This window comes from Parvibacter caecicola (assembly GCF_003725335.1).
Taxonomy (GTDB): domain Bacteria; phylum Actinomycetota; class Coriobacteriia; order Coriobacteriales; family Eggerthellaceae; genus Parvibacter; species Parvibacter caecicola.
In genome coordinates, this window is record NZ_QIBY01000002.1 from 221,711 (window position 1) to 238,595 (window position 16,885).

Here is a 16,885-nt window from a genome sequence, read left to right on the forward strand (position 1 = left end):
TTCACATCTCGTACATCGCCACGGCGGGCGCCCTACTTCCAGGCGGCCCGCAGGGCGGCTATTTCGGCGGCGTAGCCTTCCAGGGTGTCGTTGGGGGTTTCCAGCTCGAAGGGCAAGTGGCGCAAGGCCGGGTGGCGCGTGATGGCAGAGAGCGCCTCGAAACCGATGGCCCCTTCGCCAATGCGCTCGTGGCGGTCCTTCGCCGCGCCGATGCCGTTCTTGGAATCGTTGAGGTGCACGGCACGCAGACGGTCCAGCCCCACAATGCGGTCGAACTGCTCCAACACCTCGTCCAGCTGCTCCACCACATCGTAGCCGCCCTCCCAAATGTGACAGGTGTCCAGGCACACGCCCAGGTGGTCGGGCAGCTCCACGCCGTCGATGATTGCCGCCAGCTCCTCAAAGCTGCGCCCCACTTCCGACCCCTTGCCGGCCATGGTTTCCAGCAGCACGGTGGTGGTTTGTTGCGGCGCCAGCACCCGGTTCAGCCCCTCCACGATGAGGCGCACCCCTTCTTCGGCCCCCTGCTTCACGTGGGAGCCGGGATGGAAGTTGTACAGCTGCCCCGGCGTGGCCTCCATGCGCAGCAGGTCATCGGCCATGGTATCGATGGCGAACTGCCGCGTGTCCGGCACCGCCGCCGCAAGGTTCAAGGTGTAGGGGGCATGGGCGAGAATGCGCTTGATGCCCGCCTCGGCCGCCAGCTGGTGGTACAGGGCCACATCGGCCGGGTCGATGGGTTTCGCCTTGCCGCCGCGGGGATTGCGGGTGAAAAACTGGAAGGTGTTGGCCCCGATGGAGGCAGCGTCCCGCGCCATCTGAGCATAGCCCTTCGAACACGACAAATGGCAACCGATGGTCAGTTGTTCCTCGCCCACGTTTCCCTCTTTCCGGCCACAGCCCATTGAACCTGCTTCGGAGCGCCTAGCGGCACGACTCCCGTTCCACCAAGTCTAGCAGCTCCTGGCGAGAATTGCGGGGCGCAGCTTTTCCGACAACAGTTTAATCGCATCCGAAATTCATCCATTTTTCATGCTACAATAGCAGCATCAGGATGAAAGGAGACATTATGCCGGCCTTGCAGGTTAAAGATTGTCCCGCCCCCGTCTACGAGGCGCTGCGCCAGTGCGCCGACCGGGAAAACCGCAGCATATCCCAGCAAACCCTCACTATTATCGAGCGGTACCTGGGCATGCGCGACGTACCCACCCCACCAGCCGTAACCAGCGAACCCATCAACTACGGCGAGAGGCGCGAAAGGGTATTTGAGAGGATTCGTCAGATGCGGCCCATCCCCGTAAGCGAGAACTGCCCGAGCACCGTCGAACTGATTCGGCAAATCCGCGAAGAGGAGGCCCGATGATCGTTCTCGACTGCTCGGCCATCATCGAAATACTGCGCAACACCGAGGATGGCAAGAGTTTTCAAGCCCTTATGCACAAAGACGAAAAAGTAATCACGTGCGATTTGGCGCTTGCGGAAGTGAGCAGCGTGCTGCGCAAGCTTGTTCGCAAGGGAGAGATCGACCACCACGAAGCGGTGATTTATTACCAGAACGCCGTAAGTCTCCCGGACCAAATCGTGCCCCTTGCCGACCTTCAGCCAGAAGCGCTGCACGAGAGCATCCGGCTGGACCACTCCGTCTACAACGTCTCTTACTTCGTGTTGGCCCGCCGCACAGCCGGCGCGCTCTTCACCCTCGACATGAAGCTGGTGGATCTCTGTCTGCACAACGGCGTAAGCTACGCTTGCCCGCTGGATTAAGCCAAAGCCCCTCCCCTGAAAACGAAGCAGCCCGGCATCCTTGCGACACCAGGCTGCTTTTTGTTCGCTTGAACTGCGAAGCGTTACTTCACGTCGTCCAGCTTCTTGCCGGAGTGGTCGTGGGTGAATACCATGGCCACCAGGGCCACCACCGCGATAACCACCATGTACCAGGCGGGGGCGATGTCGTTGCCGGTGATATCAATCAACCAGAACGAGATGAACGACGCCGAGCCGCCGAAAATGGCGTTCGCCAAATTAAAGCTGAGAGCGAAACCGGAATAGCGCACATCGGTGGGGAACGTTTCGGTGAGGTAGCTGGCCAGGGTGCCGTCGTTGATGGTGAGCAGCAGGCACATCACCAGCTCCACCAGCAGAATCACCCAGAAGTTCATGGAGCCCAGCAGAATAAAGGCCGGCACCGTGAACACGATGAATCCGACGCAAGCGCCGATGAGCATCTTCTTGCGGCCGAAATGGTCGGAAATGCGGCCGGACAGGAAAATGAACCCGATGTAGACCACCAGCACGATGGTGGTGATGGTGGAGGCGGAAGCCGGATCGTAATGCAGGGTGGTTTCCAGGTAGTTGGGCAGGTAGGTAAGCACCGCATAGAAGCCCACCGCATTCAGCACGCAGGCGCCAAAGGAGATGATCAGCACGCGGAAGTGCTTCTTGAACAGCGTGCGGATGGGGTGCTCCACCTCTTGGCCCGCCGCCTTCAGGCGGTTCTGCATCTGCTCGTACACCGGCGAATCCTCCAAGTGCGTGCGGATGAAGTGGGTGATGTAGCCCAGCGGCAGCGCCAGCCAGAAGGGAATGCGCCAGCCCCAGTCCACCACAAAGGCGGAATCGGCGCCCCAAACGGAGAACATGAACGTTGCCAGCAGCGAACCCACCAGAAGACCCGTGGCGGTGGAGGCGGGCACCATGGAGCAATAAAAGCCGCGATGGTTATGCGGGGCGTATTCCGCAATAAAGGTAGCCGCGCCGGCGTACTCGCCCGCGGCCGAGAAGGACTGCACCATGCGCAGGAGCAAAAGCAGAAGCGGCGCGCCCACGCCCAGCATCGCGTAACCGGGCAGGCAGCCGATTAGGAACGTGGCCCCGCTCATCAGCAAAATGGAAACCGAGAGCGCCCATTTGCGGCCTTTCTTGTCTCCCATGTTTCCCCAGAAAATAGCGCCGATGGGGCGAACCAGGAAAGAAAGGGCGAAAACGCCGAAAGCGCTCATAACGCCTACAGCGGGGTCATCGCTGGGGAAGAACACGATGGCGATGACGGTGGCCAAATACGAGTAGCTGGCATAATCGAACCACTCGATAAAGTTCCCCAAGAACGAGGAAAAGGTTACTTTGCGCAAAACGGCGTGCTGTTCTTCCTCGCTGCACGCCTCGAAAGCAGTTGCGCACTCTTCACTTATTTCATTAGATTTCATGGTAATCCCCCAGATCGTTTGCGGCCTTGTCCATCAAAATGAACCGGCGTCGGAGCAGTTCCCTGATCATGGCAGTCCTTCCTCTCTTATATATAACCAGGTGGCACAATTTTACTGTACCGGCGTCCGCTGCCAGCCCTCAACCCTGCAGAGATTGGGAAAATCGCCTGATAATTTACGTGTCAGAAACCAGAAAGGCCCGCCCCAAGGGGCAGGCCTTCCGAAAAAAACGCCTTATGCAGCCAGCAGGTTACTGCCACATCTCCGGGCGCACCAGAGTGGGATCGGGCACGCGGTTGGGGAAGTAGTCCAGGCAGTCGCCCTCGCGGTACACGTCGGCGGTGGAGCAGTGCAGGCCGCCGCCGAAGGGATAGGCATCGCGCAGGTCGCAGGGGATAACGTTCATGCCCAGCTTGTCCATCTGCTCTTGCTGGTACACCTCGGAGGCCTCCACGATAACGGTCTTCGGGTCCAGCACCAGGCAGTTCATGGACAGCCACACGCTGCTGTAGCACAAGGCCGGCGGCTCGGTGTGGGCCGGCTGGGCGGCTTCCACGATCTGCCAGTCGTTAGCCTCGAAGATGGCGCGCTGTTCTTCGGGCAGCGGGCGATGGGGGTTGTTGATGATCAGGCCCGGACGCAGCGGCACGAAGGTGGCGTCGATGTGGATGGGGTACGGGTCGCCGGGGAAGTTCACCGCATGCACGCGGAAGTCGGGGTAATAGCGCTGGAACCAGTCCATGGCAGCGCGGTTGGTGGTGAGACCGTGCTGGATGAACAGGTCCTTACCCATGCGCATCACGTCGGCAGCATCCCACATGGGCTCCACCTCGGTGGTCACGAAGTCTTTGTTGGCGGTGCGCACCAGGCGCTCCTCCAGGGTGATCTTCTCATCGTAGTAATTGTGCTTGTAGGACTTGTCGGTCAGGCGCGGACGCGGGGCCTGGGTCCACTTGAACTCCGGGTCCTCCTCGAAGTACTGCTCCATCAGCGGCCAGTAGGCCAGGTACTCGAAGTAGCGGCAGCGGAAGGAGTTGGCGGCGGCCATGATCTCGTTGCCCACGGTGAGCAGGATGTCGCGCGGGGGCATGCAGGTCATCATGGAATCGTTGCGGAAGTCCGGCGTGCCGATAGCCTGGTTCCACTGCAGCGGGGTGGGACGGTCTACGATGACGCCGCGGTCTTCCAGAATCTTGACCAGGTTCTCAAGGCACTCGTTGCCGCGCTCCACCGTTTCCAGTGGGCGGAGGCCCCACATGCCGCGCATCTCGGAGTCAACCGGCACCTTCTCGGAGGTTGCGGGCTCCTCCGGCGGAATGACGGAGTTGTCACAGCGCCCCACGATAACGCGCTTCAGCGGATCCCAGTCGTTCCATGAGCTTACGATCTTGGTCATGTGTGCTCCTTTCCCGGCAGTAGAGGCTGCCATATTTTCAGGGCGTCGACCTATGCGCCCCAAACACCGAAGAACAGGGCTTGTGCCCGTTGGCGCGCCCGGCGCCTTCGGCATAGCCCGCGGGTATTATAGGACAAATACGTTGCCACTTGGTTACCAGCGCTGGTTTTGGCCGGGTTTTTTCCTTCGTCCCGGAATACAAAAACCCCGCCGCAAGCGACGGGGTTTCGCAAACAAAAGCAGCCGAAGTTACTCGGACAGGGCCTCTTTCAGAGCGGCCATCTGCTTGGCACCCAGGCCCTGCAGGCGACGGTCGGCCGGAATGCCCAGGCTCTCCATCAGGTTCTCGGTCTTCACCTTACCGTAGCCAGGCAGGGAGCCCACGAACGACTTCACCTTCATGCGGCCAACCACCGGGTCGCTCACCTGATCCAGCGCCTCGGCGGGCGTAATCATCTTCATGGAGAGCTTGGAGGTAAGCTCGGAGCGCTTGGCGCGGACAATGCGGGCCTTCTCCAGGGCGGCGGCGCGCTGTTCGGGGGTCATAGTAGGTGCTGGCATTGCTTTCTCTTTCTCTTGAATTCCAGGCTATCGTTAACGACCGCAAGACGCGACCGTACGTTTAGTGGGGATAATAGTAAAACATCTTCGGGGATATTCCACGAGATTTTTAGGTCATGCGCAATAAATGACCTGATAGGTTGCCCAAATGAAACGTTGAGCGATGATGGCCACGCAATCACTGGGCCCTTTTGCGGGCAACATTCACAACCTGTGGTGGTTTGGCCGAGTTGTGAAGAATGGATGCCGATCAGGCGCCCCGAACGGCCACCGGCCGGCAGATGGGGGACCAAATGGCAACGGCACTTTTAGCCCCTGCCACCGTGGTTGCGGGGGTTGCCGACGAAGCGGCTGATGCGGGCACGGGCGGCAAAGCAGCGATGCGACACTTCGGCTGCGCGGGCGCGAATGGGGCACGGTGCCAGCGGGCGCTGCGCCTCCGTTCCCGCCAGGGGGCGCGTCCTGCTTCCCGCCAAGGGCGAGCCCCCTCGCCGCCGGCTTTTGCAACGATTTCGTGAATGCGGCGGCAAAAACGGCCATATGGCGCAACAATGCGAAGAACATGCACGCGTCCAAAAACGGAAGGAACCCCATGACCATCGAATCCCTCGCCACCCGGCCCCGAAGCGTGGCCGAGGCCGTAGCGCAAGCCACCAGCCACCCGAACTTCGATGCCCTCGTGGCCACCATCTGCGCCCTGCGCATGCCGGACGGCTGTCCGTGGGATCGCGAGCAAACCCACCAGAGCATCGCCCACAACATGATAGAAGAGGCCTATGAGGCGGTGGACGCCATCGAAAAGCGCGATGCGGGCCATTTGCGGGAAGAGCTGGGGGACGTACTGCTGCAGGTGGTGCTGCAAAGCCAGATCGCCACCGATGAGGGGCTGTTCACCATCGATGATGTGTGCGCCGACGTGAACGACAAGATGATTCGCCGCCATCCCCATGTGTTCGGAGGCGAAAGCGCCGCCAACAGCGCCGACGTGAAGGCGCTTTGGGAAGACGTGAAAGCACAGGAGGCGGCTGGCGCTGGGGCGGAAGCGCCTGGCCTGCTGGACGGTGTGCCCAGCGGCTTTCCGGCCCTGATGCAAGCGCAGAAAATTTCCAAGAAAGCGGCGAAGGCCGGTTTCGAATGGGATACCCTCGACGACATTTGGGCGAAAGTGGCTGAAGAGATGGCCGAACTGCAGGCCGCCTATGCCGCCGCCCCCAAAAGCCCGAAGGGGGCCATCGTGCCCGAGGAGAACCCTGCCGCCGCTGAAGCGGTGGAGCTGGAACTGGGGGACGTGCTGTTCACGCTGGTGAATGTAGCGCGGCGCATGGGGGTGAACGCCGAAGGGGCACTGCGGGCCACTTGCGTGAAGTTCCGCGAACGCTGGGCCTTCATCGAAGGGGCCGCCGCCGGCATGGGGCGCGCTGTGGAAGAGTTGGGCACCGACGAGCTGAACCAGCTGTGGGATATGGCAAAGCATCTGGGCTAACCCCGGCAGGGGCATTTCTGGCGGGGCGGCAAAGCACCCCCTCCTCTCTAGGAAGGTTTCGAGCATGACTGCGGAAACGAGCGACTCTCGGATCGCATGGGCAGCGCGCATCTGCTTCGGGCTGGTGTTCGCCCTCAACGTTCAGTGCGCGGTGCAGTTCATCGCGCACCCCGCCGGCTTCATGGGCGGCTTCGGGCTTTCCGGCCCCGAAGGACAATTGGCCGTGGCGGGGCTAGGGGTGGCCTTCCTCATGTGGAACGCCACCTATCCCCTGTTCATTTGGCAGCCGCAGCGCTTCGAGGTGCTGGGGGCCGTCATCATCACGCAACAGGCGATAGGGCTCGTGGGCGAGAGCGCCCTCTACCTGCAACTGGGCAGCTTCGCCGCCGTGGCGGGGCCGGCCATAATGCGTTTCATCCTCTTCGATGGCGCCGGCCTGCTACTGATGGCCGCCAGCTTCGCATGGCTGAAAATGAGCGGCCGGGGACGCCACCGGTCGCAAGACAGCCTCTAACACGCCCGCGTTTCCCAGAAGGCTACGGCGCTGGCGGCGGCCACGTTCAGGGAATCTACTCCGTGGGCCATGGGGATGATGGCCGTGTGGTCGCAGGCGGCAATGGTAGCGGGCGCCAGGCCGTGCTCCTCGTTGCCCAGCACCAGCGCCAGCCGCTCAACCCCATTCAAGCGCTCGTCGCTGATGGGGATGGCGCCGTCCGCCAAAGCCAGCGCCACGGTTTGGAACCCGGCGGCCGCCAATTGCGCCAGCCCTCCCCCTTCTTGCCCCAAGGCGGAGATGCGCCCCCAGGGCACTTGGAACACCGTGCCCATGGACACCCGGGCGGCGCGGCGGTACAGGGGATCGTGGCAGGTGGGGTCCAGCAGCACGGCATCTACCCCCAGCGCAGCGGCGCTGCGGAAAATGGCACCGATGTTGGTGTAGTTGGTAACTCCCTCCAGCACTGCCACACGACGCGCCCTTGCCAACAGATCCTCCAACGGCAGCAGCGCCGGACGAAGAAAAGCCGCTAGAGGGCCGCGGGTTCGCTGAAACCCGGTGAGCTCTTCCACCTGGGCGCGCGTTGCCACGAACATCGGCAAGTCGCCAAACGGGGAACTCGTGCGCGGGGCCGACAGCGCTCTCGCGCCCGCACCTGGTCCCACGTTGCCCCCGATCGCACCCACGCCCGGGGCCGCGCCACCACTTGCTTCCGCACCCGGGGCCGGTCCCGCTTCTGCTTCCACAACCGAGGCCGACTTCGCGCCGCCGCCGTTGCTCGCGACCGGCGCCCCCGCCACAACGACAGCCCCGCTCGACGCAGCCTCCCCTTCGCAACCCTGCGCCAGCCGCTGCAACAGCGGAGCCGCCGCAGCCTCCCAGCACTCCTCCACCAACAGAGCAAACGGCACGCAGCCGGCTGCCATGGCACGCTCGATCACGTTGCGCGATTCCGCAACGAACACACCAGCCGCCAGCGCTTCCGGCGCCAACCCCACATCGCGGGCCAACCCCACCATCTGGCGACCGTCCCGCAGCTGCCCGTCGGTATAGGAAGAAAAGACCCGCAGCCGCGGGTCTTCCAAATTCTGCAAACGAATAACCGGCAACGCTGCCCCCGTTACTTCACATGAACCAACGAGAACACTTCCACATCCACGTCTTTGGCAATGGCCTCACGCGGGTTCAAGAAATCGAGCTCCAGGAAAAAGCCCATCCCTGCCAGCTTGGCCCCCTGGCTTTCCGCCAGCTTCGCCATAGCCACGGCCGTACCGCCAGTGGCCACCAAGTCGTCGATGATCAGCACCACATCGCCGGGCTCAAGCGCGTCGGCGTGAATCTCCAGCGAATCGGTGCCGTATTCCAGCGCATAGGACTGAGAAACCACCTTGCGTGGCAACTTGCCCGGCTTGCGCGCTGGCACAAACCCAGCCCCCAGCCGATAGGCCACCGCAGAGCCCACCATGAAACCGCGGGCCTCGGCCCCCAGCACCTTGGTAACGCCATAGCCGATAAAGTGCTCGGCCAAGTCGTCGATCACGCCGGCAAAGGCGCGGGCATCGGCGAACACCGGGGTGACGTCCTTGAAGACCACGCCCGGCTCGGGGTAGTCGGGAATGTCGATGATCAGGTCCTCATACAAACGGGTCATAAGGTTTTTCTCCTTAGCGGAAGCGGCAGGTGCATTCAAAAGCGCGCCCCATTCTAGCACTTCGCTCGGCTACCTACGGGCTGTGTCAGGCACGATGCTCATAGACTCGAAGCGGTTCTCCATCCAGGTATTATCGAAGTGCTCGGCGCAGAACCACTCCAGCGCGTTGTCGGGCGAAAGCCCTGAAAGGCGGCTGTACCAGCAGTCTAGCGCCACCAGCGTCATGCAGCAATCCGCCACCATCAGCACCGCGCACACCGCCGTAACCGAATAGCGCCACTGCCAGGGAATGAGGTTGATCACGTACAGCAGCGCCGGCAGCGCCCAGCGAATCCACATAACCCCCAGCGCCCCCCACATGCACATGAACATGAAGTTGGTGCGCCCGTTTATGTTCAGGAAGGTACCGGTGTAATCCCAGGCCACCGCCCCGAAACAGTATTCCATGAAGCAGCTGGTAAAGTACTCGAAGGCGCCGCCGATAACCGCACTCACGCAAAACACCGTCCACACCGGCGCCTTGTGGAAGCGGTTCAGCGCCAACGTCATTAGCACCGCGCCACAGCCGTAAATGGGCGAGAACGGGCCGAACAGCAGGCCGGCGCGATCTTCGTAATGGCCGAAGTCCACCACCAGCACGTGGTAGACGCTCTCGATTACCACGCCGATAACGCTGGCCACCACAAAAATCCAGAAGATATTGAAGAAATCAAGCTCGATGAAACCTTGGCCGCTTTTGTCCAGCCCCAGCGTGCCCTCTTCCGCCTCATCGCGGGTTTCCATCATCCGCAGCTGACGCTGCAGCCTGCGCTCGTCGGAAAGCGCCGGATCCACCACCACGTGAGCCACTATGAGAATGATCGCCGTCAGCGCCAAAGGCCACACCGAGGCCGATATCCCCTCCAACATGAAGTCCGACCCGAAGGCCACCACAAGCGCGATGGCCACCGATTCCGCCAGCAGCCGCGCCCGGCGGCGATTGCCGCGCACCAAACGCACCCCCAGCACCACCGACGCGGCAGCGGCGTAGCCCAGCGCGATGACCAGCACCCAGTACAGGATGAAGGACAGCACCGAGTCGTCCGCAAACAGCCCCTGCCGCATTCCCATTCCCGAGCCCACGATCACCGCGGCCATCGCCAGCACCGCCAGCGCCCCACCCAAAATGAGCAAAGCCCCGATGACCTTCATGATCAGGGGCATGCGAGCATCGGGCTTATCCTCAGCTATCTCCAGTGTTATTTCGGAAACGAACTCTTTCTGCATGCAGGGGATGCTATCATGACAACCATCATGCCGCTTCAAATTCCAGAGATTTGAAAGAAAAACCGCTTCGAGAACAGGGAGGCCATGGATAGCGACAATTCCAAACCAGTGCCCCCATACGCGAAGGGGTTGGCCTGTCTTTTGGTGGTGGCAGGAGCGCTCCTTGCGGTTTCCGGCATCGCCGTCATCTACGGCTCCTTCGCCTTCCCCGAGGTTGAGGCCGGCGAATCCTCCATTGCCCGTTTCGCCATCGGCGTCGGCGGTCTCATCACCAGCGGCCTCACCCTCAATCTGGGCATCGTGACACTACTGGCCCCCAAGCGCCCCAAGCTGCGGAAGTCTTCCCACACGCTGGCGCTGGTGGATGCGGTGGCCTCGGTGCTTGCGCTTCTGTGCTGCAGCGCCGTGGGCAGCGGCCTGCCCACCAGCCTCATCCTGAACTTGGCGCTTTCCCTTATCTGGCTGGCGGCCATGCGCCCCACGCGCGCCTAGCCCAAGCACTCAACCAGCAAGGCCAACCGTCACCAAAGTTGACATAGCGCGCAACGACGCATCTTTTGTCGACTTTGGTGACTCAATTCAACGCCTTTTGACAACTTCGGTTACAGCCAAAAGCCCTCGCTTTTCACCTTTTTATCTCCCTCATCATATATCCAGGTCAACACTATATTAGGACACGAATAATGATTGCTCTTCTGTCGGGCACCGTACCGAAGTCGCCAAAACGTGTAGGAGTACGCGCGTTTTGGCGATTTTGGTACCCATCAGTGGCGAATCGTCGCAGGAGACGCGCCACTGCAGCTACAACCGATCGCATCCACCCACTCGCCGCAAACGACACTACCTACAGAGTAAGCCCGGATGCTCCACGGTTCTCGCCAAGCGTCCCGTCGAAATAGCGTGCGTAAGTCCTGCTCATCTGGAATAGCCGGATCCGCGCTTCCAAAAAGTCATCCATCCTCGCCAGCGGCCTCAAACCTAAATTACGGCGCAGCTCAGCGCCCACTTTTTCCATGTACAACCGATTGCCCAATTGCGAAGGCCTCAGAGACACCACTTTGAACCCATCCGCTTCGAGCGCGAGGCGCTTCGATTCGTCACGGACGGCCTGACTGCTCACAAGGTGCACCGCATCGGAATCGTACTCAATGGCGGCTTTGCCCTTCGGTCCCGCAATCAAAAGGTCGGGCCTCAGTACATTGCGCCCGGCAATTGATTTGCCTCTGGGCGATGGATGGTAATCGCGGTTTGCCTGGACATCCCCAAACGCCAAACCCCCTCGATGCGCAGGAAGCGAAAACACCATTTTCATAAACACCTCGGGCGGGGAATCGGCTCCGCCCGAAACAAAGGGGAGCACCCCTGCGCAACTACGACCACCTCTAATTCGGGGGTTGTTCGCCAGTAGCTCGCCGACAGACGCGGGGACCGACAATGGCTCACGCGATGCAAGCCCGGACGGCGAGACAGGGTCGAGCCGAAAACAACCGCACAATGTATTGGCCAGAAAGCACAAGTCTTCAAAGCCGAGCAAAGGAGCGATCCCGACCAGAGTTGCCGCGGGCGATGGAACGTACACGCCCGACGCCACAGGATAGAAAACCACCTTTTGCCAGGCCACCGGAAAACGATGAAAGCAAAAGTCCGCCCTTGCAGTGCGCCGGCCCGACCCCACGAGCACATGCACCGGGAACGAGAGCGCCGGACAAACAGCCCGAAGGTAATCGGCGACCCCTCGGGAAGGAGTGAAACCTTTGGCATGCCGGCCGTCAAGTCGAACGGAAACTGCAGGCAAGGCCTCCACGGTTAGCCAGTAGCAAATTGCAGAAAACGGATGCAGGACCACCTTCATGAGAACCCCTCCCCCAAAGAAACGGTGGCCCAAGAATAGCGGGGCTTCCACCGAATGGAGCCTTGTTGGCCTACCTCCAGAGAATCGCCAATTTCCTTAAGAAAACCTTTGTGACCTGGTGAAACTTTGGCGACTTGCTGATGAATCGCCGTGGAAACGGCGGCGCAAATCCAGGGAATTTTGGCGAAACGGCGAGCGCAGGCCACCCCTGCGCTCGCCTTGAACCCAAAGCGATCCTCGCGCCAGAACCCCAAGCCTTCCACCGCACCGGACGGCCTGCGCGCCCGCATCACGCCATGTGCCCCGCACGCCGCGCCACGCACCTACACACCACGCCATGCACCTACGCATGTCGTTCTCATGCCCTCGCGCGTTCCACCCGGCCCCCGCCCCCGCGCGCTCCGGCTGGCGCTTACACGATTCCGCACCCCACACCCCCCCGCATCCATGCCCGAGTTCAGCGCAGAGTGCCCTTCGCCTCTTGAACAGCAACAGACCGCGCTGCTGAGCGCCCGTTACCAAAGTCTCCAAAATGCGCACAAGCCTACACGTTTTGGAGACTTTGGTACGAAATCAGGCCACATTTCATCGGTTTTGGTAAGCATCTTCCAGGCTCATGGGGAGAGCTCACCACAAGTATGAGCGTTTTCCCAGCTCAACAGCCTATCCGCTTTTTTCGCTGACCCTATACGCGTTCACATAAAACAGAGAAGGTTACCAAAGTCGTCAAAACGCGTAGGCTCGTGCGCATTTTGGCGACTTTGGTAACCGAGGAAAATGCCCCGGATGGCAGCGTGCGCCAGCCGGTAGCCAGCTGGAGAAGTAAAGAGCAGGGCAACGGGAGGGGCCGCTTTGCATGAAGGGAAACCGGCGATCAACTAAGACCCCTCCCCGATTGCAGACGACAAGCGCAGACACCCCACCGCATCGGCCCCGGCGTACGGAGGGGCGCCTGGGCCAGGCGGAACGACCGGGCGCGCACATGGTGGCGCACCCGGACGGACCGACGGGCAGCGCGGGGGGCAAAGGGCCCGACCGGGCAAAACAACCGACGGGCGCATAGGGAGGCACACCCAGCCGGGCGGAACCACCAATGGGCGGCGCGGGGCGCACGCAGGTCGAGGCGGAACGGCAGACGAGGGGGCAATGGGCAGTCCCGTGCGGGGACGGAGACGGCATGGCGGCTAAGCAGCACGGCCGGCAGGCGGCGCGGGTGGCCACTGCGCCGGCAGGCGGCATACCCCCTCGCCGGCACAGACGGCGTGCCCCTCCCTGCGGGCGCAGGGGGGATAGCGCAGTTGCTAGAGGAACACCACCGGCAGGGCGGCCATGATCACCAGCAGGCGCAGCAGGAAGCCGCCCACCAGCACCCCCGACTCGCCGATGATGCTCACCACCAGCGAAGTGGTACCCGTTTCCACCTTCTTCGTGATGAACACCGGGTAACCCTCGATGAGAAACGGCGCCACCAAGCCCAGCAGCACCAGGCCACCCCAAAACGCCGGCGCGTACTGGCCCGACACCAGCGACGCCACCGACGCGGCCCCCTCGGGGCTGCCGGAGCTAACGATAACCAGCATGGTGAACAGCACCACCAGCTCGATGGCCGACAGGATGACGTGGGTTTTCTTGATGAGCCACATCTGCTCGAAGCGCTCGCGGTCGAGCACCAGCCCCACCAGGCTGGTGGCAGCCAGGCCGGCAGACAGGGCCGACACCACGAACAGCACCGGCAAAATGGCGTTGTTCCACAGCGGGAACGCCTGCACCACCCCCAGCAAAAAGCCAGTGTAGGCGGCCACGGCGAAGGCGGCAACCACCCCCACCCAAGTGAGCCACCCGGGCACCGGGCGCCGCAAAATCTCCAGCAGCGCAACCGCCAGCGTCACCGGCATGAACACGCAGATGAAGTACACCCCCAGCGTCATCACCGAACCGGGATTCATCACCAGGTAAATGAAGCGCAGCGGATTATGCAGCCCAGCTTCGGCGTCCAGCATCAGCATCACGAGGCCGATGGCCAGAAACACCGGCGCGATAAGGCGCCCCGCCACCCGCATCTTCACGCTATCGGGGTACTTCCGCTCCACAAAGGCCGACGTCAGAAACGCCCCGGCCGAGGCACCTGCCAAAAACAGGTACCACGCAATCATAGGTCCCCAAACCATTGGTCATCACCTCACGTAGAAAATCTTGGCTTTGGTCAAATTGCCCGAAAGGGGCTGGGCGTTGGTGCGCGCGATCTCGCGGCTGATGTCGCTTTCCGGATCGTCCAAATCGCCGAACACCCGCGCGCCCGAAATGCAAGTGTTCACGCACTTCGGCGGGTTGCCCGCGTCTTGGCCATCCCAGCAGAAACGGCACTTCTCGATAACGCCGGTGCTCTCGATTTGGATGCGGACGCCGTACGGACAGGCGGCCATGCAGTATTTGCAGCCGATGCACTTGCCCTCGTCCACCAAAACCACGCCGGAGTCGGTGGTGTAAGTGGCATGGGTGGGGCACACGCTTTGGCACGGCGCATCCTCGCAATGCATGCACTGCACCGGCACCACCTCGGCGTACACATGGGGGAAGGCGCCAGTTTCCCGCTCCTCGTAGCTAATGAAGCTCTCGGTGGCCTCCAGGTGGTTGTTCATCTGACAGGCCATGCGGCAGGCGTAGCAGCCCACGCACTTTTTGGTGTTGATCAGCATTCCGTAGCGCGTCATTTATTCTTCCACCTTCCTCACCGTAACGGCCACCTCCTGGCTCATGGCCGCGCCCGTGCCCGGCTCCATCCGGAATGGCACGAAGTCCATCAGATTGATGCCGAACCCGCAGGCGCGCGTTTGGTAGGGCGACGTGGTGCCGTAGTGGGTGGGCAGGAACAGCACGCCAGGACGCAGCCGCTCAGTAACCCGCACCCGCACCTGACCGGTAGCCTCGCTGGAAGCCACCTCCACCAGGTCACCATCGGCGATGCCGCGGGCCTGGGCGTCGGAGGCGGCCATCCACAGCCGCTCCAGGTTGTACTCGCGGGAAATGGCGTTCATGGAAGCGATGTTCTGGGTCATGGTGTGGGAATGGATGCCCTGCTTGCCGCCCACCAGGTACAGCTCGTCGCCGGCGGCCTCCACCATACGGGGCACGTAGCCGATCACCGGGTTCAGGCCCGCCTCGCCCACCTTGGCGTTCGCGAACTCGAACTTGCCGGATTCCGTCTTGAACTTCGGCACCTTGTACTCGAAGCCAGGGTCGGCCAGCTCCACCACGCCGGCTTCCCGCACCTCCTCCAGGCTGGTGCCCACGCTCTCCAACTGGGCGGCCGCCAGTTCCTCCAGGGTGAAGTCGAAGTACTGCCCCACTCCGCAAGCTTCGGCAAGCCCGCAGAAGATCTCGTCGCAAGAGCGAGTTTCGGGATGCACCCGCTCGATGATGGGAGTGCGCATCCCCACGTAATGCTTCTTGCCGCCGATGAACTCCGGCAGCTCCATGCGCTCGATGTAGGTGCACTCCGGCAGCACGTAATGGGACAGCAGGGCGGTTTCGCTCATCTGCACGTCGATGGTCACCACCAAGTCGGCGCGCCCTAAGCCCTCGCGCCACACCTTGGGATTGGCGTAGCCCTGGGCCGCATTGGAGTTGTAGAAGAAAAAGCCGCGCATCTTCCCGTCCAGCGCCGCCTGCAGCGCCGCCAAATTCGAGCCCATGCCGGAAAGCGCCAGCGGGTACTCGGCGTCACCCACGCGTTTGACCTCAGGCTTGGGCACCGAGGGGAACCGGGTTTTGTCCAGGTCGCCGGCTTTGGGAGATGAAGTGATTAGCGCGCCGCCCTTCTGCCCCCAGCTGCCCAGCAGGGCGTTCACCGCACACACGGCGCGAGCGGTGTCGAAGGAGTTGGCGTAGGAGCAACCGAAGGCGGCGCGCCAGGAGGGCTCGATGGCAGCGGCCGGCGCCGCCTTCGCCAGGGCTTCGGCCAGCTCGCGGATGGTGTCGGCCGGCACCTCGCACACCCCTTCCGCCCATTCCGGCGTGCAAGGGGCAATTTCGGCGGCGAACTCGTCAAAGCCGACGGAGTGGTTCTCCACAAAGTCGTGGTCGTAGAGGTTGTCGGTCACAAGCACGTTGGCGAGAGCCAACAGAAGCGCGATGTCGGTGCCGGGCTTGATGGGCACCCAGTCGGTGGCGAAGATGGCCGAATTGCTGAGGCGCGGATCCACCACCACGATGCGCTTGGCGGCGTCGGCGGCGTTGGCCAGGCTCTGCACCGAAGACGGGCGAATGGCGTCACCGTAGCTGCGGCCGATGAACACCACCATTTTTGCGTTGGCGAAATCCACCGAGAAATTGGAGGCGCCGGTGGTGTAGGTGATGCCGCTTTCCTTCGAGGCGTTGCAGGCGGCGCCGTGGGTGTACACGTTGGGCGACCCCAACGCGTTCAGGAACCGGGGGCCGTAATACTTGCCGGACGGTCGCGGGTCGTGGATGAGCGCCAACGCCTCCGGGCCGCCCTCAGCGATGATGGCCGCCACTTTTTCGGCTATTTCGCGGTTGGCCTCGTCCCAGCTGATGGGCTCGAAGGTGCCGTCCTCTTTGCGGCGCAGCGGCTGGGTGAGCCGTTCGTCGTTGTAGGCCATTTGGGCTACGCCGTGGCCGCGACCGCAAATGGTGCCCTTGGAATAAGGGTGGTTCTTTGCCCCCTCCAAAGTCCACAACTTGCCGTCCACCGTAGTGCCCACCAGTCCGCACTTGCTGGAGCAGCCGTTGCACAATGACGGCGCCTGGCGAACCTCGCCCGCAGCCGTCCCCTCATCGGCACCCCAGGCAACCATGCTGCCGGCCGCCAGGGTTCCGCCGGCAATGGCGCTGCCCGCCGCCACCGCGGCAGTTCCCCGAAGGAAGCCCCTTCGAGACAAGTTGCTTGCCATGTCCTCCCCTTTCTGTACGAATGGAAGCGCGTTTCCCAGCCGCTGCTGCGGCGGTACGCGCCTTCGC

General features: G+C 62.3%; 16 protein-coding genes. 5 read left to right on the forward strand and 11 right to left on the reverse strand.

Going from position 1 to position 16,885, the window contains the following annotated elements:
* Positions 1-32: 32 nt before the first annotated feature.
* Complete coding sequence (locus DMP11_RS02910) at positions 33-878, reverse strand: deoxyribonuclease IV (RefSeq protein WP_257431728.1); 846 nt, start codon at positions 876-878, stop codon at positions 33-35.
* Positions 879-1,069: 191 nt separating this feature from the next.
* Between DMP11_RS02910 and DMP11_RS02915 the strand changes: the two genes are divergently transcribed.
* Together DMP11_RS02915 and DMP11_RS02920 are read left to right on the forward strand one after the other, a co-directional pair.
* Complete coding sequence (locus DMP11_RS02915) at positions 1,070-1,363, forward strand: hypothetical protein (RefSeq protein WP_123184997.1); 294 nt, start codon at positions 1,070-1,072, stop codon at positions 1,361-1,363.
* The gene (locus DMP11_RS02920; protein WP_123184998.1) at positions 1,360-1,764 is read left to right on the forward strand and encodes a type II toxin-antitoxin system VapC family toxin; all 405 of its coding nucleotides are present in this window, start codon (positions 1,360-1,362) and stop codon (positions 1,762-1,764) included. The genes DMP11_RS02915 and DMP11_RS02920 overlap by 4 nt, the downstream gene beginning before the upstream one ends.
* Positions 1,765-1,847: 83 nt before the next feature.
* Here the strand turns inward: DMP11_RS02920 and DMP11_RS02925 are convergent, their stop codons facing one another.
* The 3 genes from DMP11_RS02925 to mihF form a co-directional block, all read right to left on the reverse strand.
* A complete protein-coding gene (locus DMP11_RS02925; protein ID WP_123184999.1) occupies positions 1,848-3,203 on the reverse strand; it encodes an MFS transporter in 1,356 nt (451 codons plus the stop codon).
* Between the two features lie 250 nt (positions 3,204-3,453).
* A complete protein-coding gene (locus tag DMP11_RS02930; protein WP_123185000.1) occupies positions 3,454-4,599 on the reverse strand; it encodes a serine/threonine protein kinase in 1,146 nt (381 codons plus the stop codon).
* Between the two features lie 249 nt (positions 4,600-4,848).
* Positions 4,849-5,160, reverse strand: a complete 312-nt coding sequence (mihF, locus tag DMP11_RS02935) for an integration host factor, actinobacterial type (RefSeq protein WP_123185001.1) — start codon at positions 5,158-5,160, stop codon at positions 4,849-4,851.
* Positions 5,161-5,752: 592 nt separating this feature from the next.
* Here mihF and mazG point away from each other — a divergent pair.
* Positions 5,753-6,643: a nucleoside triphosphate pyrophosphohydrolase gene (gene mazG, locus DMP11_RS02940; protein ID WP_123185002.1), complete on the forward strand. Its 891-nt coding sequence runs from the start codon at positions 5,753-5,755 to the stop codon at positions 6,641-6,643.
* 64 nt (positions 6,644-6,707) lie between these two features.
* Positions 6,708-7,157, forward strand: a complete 450-nt coding sequence (locus DMP11_RS02945) for a hypothetical protein (protein ID WP_123185003.1) — start codon at positions 6,708-6,710, stop codon at positions 7,155-7,157.
* Here the strand turns inward: DMP11_RS02945 and DMP11_RS02950 are convergent.
* The 3 genes from DMP11_RS02950 to DMP11_RS02960 all read right to left on the reverse strand — a co-directional run bounded on the left by DMP11_RS02950 (position 7,154) and on the right by DMP11_RS02960 (position 10,056).
* Positions 7,154-8,248 carry a TrmH family RNA methyltransferase gene (locus DMP11_RS02950; RefSeq protein ID WP_235869375.1) on the reverse strand — a complete coding sequence of 365 codons (1,095 nt, stop codon included), beginning with the start codon at positions 8,246-8,248 and terminating at the stop codon, positions 7,154-7,156. The two genes, DMP11_RS02945 and DMP11_RS02950, sit on opposite strands and share 4 nt — an antisense overlap.
* An 11-nt stretch (positions 8,249-8,259) precedes the next feature.
* Positions 8,260-8,790 (reverse strand): adenine phosphoribosyltransferase, encoded by a 531-nt coding sequence (locus DMP11_RS02955; RefSeq protein WP_123185004.1) that lies wholly within the window; start codon positions 8,788-8,790, stop codon positions 8,260-8,262.
* A 69-nt stretch (positions 8,791-8,859) separates the two neighbouring features.
* On the reverse strand, positions 8,860-10,056 hold the full coding sequence (locus DMP11_RS02960; RefSeq protein WP_123185005.1) for a putative ABC transporter permease: 1,197 nt from the start codon (positions 10,054-10,056) through the stop codon (positions 8,860-8,862).
* Positions 10,057-10,140: 84 nt separating this feature from the next.
* On the opposite strand from DMP11_RS02960, the gene DMP11_RS02965 reads away from it, so the two are divergent.
* On the forward strand, positions 10,141-10,548 hold the full coding sequence (locus DMP11_RS02965) for a hypothetical protein (RefSeq protein ID WP_136845708.1): 408 nt from the start codon (positions 10,141-10,143) through the stop codon (positions 10,546-10,548).
* 352 nt (positions 10,549-10,900) lie between these two features.
* Here DMP11_RS02965 and DMP11_RS10195 read toward each other — a convergent pair whose 3' ends face one another.
* From DMP11_RS10195 to DMP11_RS02985, 4 genes are all read right to left on the reverse strand, one after another.
* Entirely contained in the window at positions 10,901-11,908 is a 1,008-nt protein-coding gene (locus DMP11_RS10195; protein ID WP_136845707.1) for a hypothetical protein, read from the reverse strand.
* 1,301 nt (positions 11,909-13,209) lie between these two features.
* Complete coding sequence (gene nrfD, locus DMP11_RS02975) at positions 13,210-14,076, reverse strand: NrfD/PsrC family molybdoenzyme membrane anchor subunit (RefSeq protein WP_123185008.1); 867 nt, start codon at positions 14,074-14,076, stop codon at positions 13,210-13,212.
* 6 nt (positions 14,077-14,082) lie between these two features.
* Entirely contained in the window at positions 14,083-14,619 is a 537-nt protein-coding gene (locus DMP11_RS02980) for a 4Fe-4S dicluster domain-containing protein (protein ID WP_123185009.1), read from the reverse strand.
* Entirely contained in the window at positions 14,620-16,818 is a 2,199-nt protein-coding gene (locus DMP11_RS02985) for a molybdopterin-containing oxidoreductase family protein (RefSeq protein WP_123185010.1), read from the reverse strand. It abuts the gene before it with no gap.
* Between the last annotated feature and the right edge of the window lie 67 nt (positions 16,819-16,885).

What these genes read in the sequence shown, in the direction of transcription:
- DMP11_RS02955 (WP_123185004.1), bottom strand. Translation starts at nt 8,790, where the DNA reads ATGACCCGTTTGTATGAGGACCTGATCATCGACATTCCCGACTACCCC.
- DMP11_RS10195 (WP_136845707.1), bottom strand. Translation starts at nt 11,908, where the DNA reads ATGAAGGTGGTCCTGCATCCGTTTTCTGCAATTTGCTACTGGCTAACC.
- DMP11_RS02980 (WP_123185009.1), bottom strand. Translation starts at nt 14,619, where the DNA reads ATGACGCGCTACGGAATGCTGATCAACACCAAAAAGTGCGTGGGCTGC.
- DMP11_RS02945 (WP_123185003.1), top strand. Translation starts at nt 6,708, where the DNA reads ATGACTGCGGAAACGAGCGACTCTCGGATCGCATGGGCAGCGCGCATC.
- DMP11_RS02960 (WP_123185005.1), bottom strand. Translation starts at nt 10,056, where the DNA reads ATGCAGAAAGAGTTCGTTTCCGAAATAACACTGGAGATAGCTGAGGAT.
- DMP11_RS02915 (WP_123184997.1), top strand. Translation starts at nt 1,070, where the DNA reads ATGCCGGCCTTGCAGGTTAAAGATTGTCCCGCCCCCGTCTACGAGGCG.
- DMP11_RS02920 (WP_123184998.1), top strand. Translation starts at nt 1,360, where the DNA reads ATGATCGTTCTCGACTGCTCGGCCATCATCGAAATACTGCGCAACACC.
- mihF (WP_123185001.1), bottom strand. Translation starts at nt 5,160, where the DNA reads ATGCCAGCACCTACTATGACCCCCGAACAGCGCGCCGCCGCCCTGGAG.
- nrfD (WP_123185008.1), bottom strand. Translation starts at nt 14,076, where the DNA reads ATGGTTTGGGGACCTATGATTGCGTGGTACCTGTTTTTGGCAGGTGCC.
- DMP11_RS02930 (WP_123185000.1), bottom strand. Translation starts at nt 4,599, where the DNA reads ATGACCAAGATCGTAAGCTCATGGAACGACTGGGATCCGCTGAAGCGC.
- mazG (WP_123185002.1), top strand. Translation starts at nt 5,753, where the DNA reads ATGACCATCGAATCCCTCGCCACCCGGCCCCGAAGCGTGGCCGAGGCC.
- DMP11_RS02925 (WP_123184999.1), bottom strand. Translation starts at nt 3,203, where the DNA reads ATGAAATCTAATGAAATAAGTGAAGAGTGCGCAACTGCTTTCGAGGCG.
- DMP11_RS02985 (WP_123185010.1), bottom strand. Translation starts at nt 16,818, where the DNA reads ATGGCAAGCAACTTGTCTCGAAGGGGCTTCCTTCGGGGAACTGCCGCG.
- DMP11_RS02965 (WP_136845708.1), top strand. Translation starts at nt 10,141, where the DNA reads ATGGATAGCGACAATTCCAAACCAGTGCCCCCATACGCGAAGGGGTTG.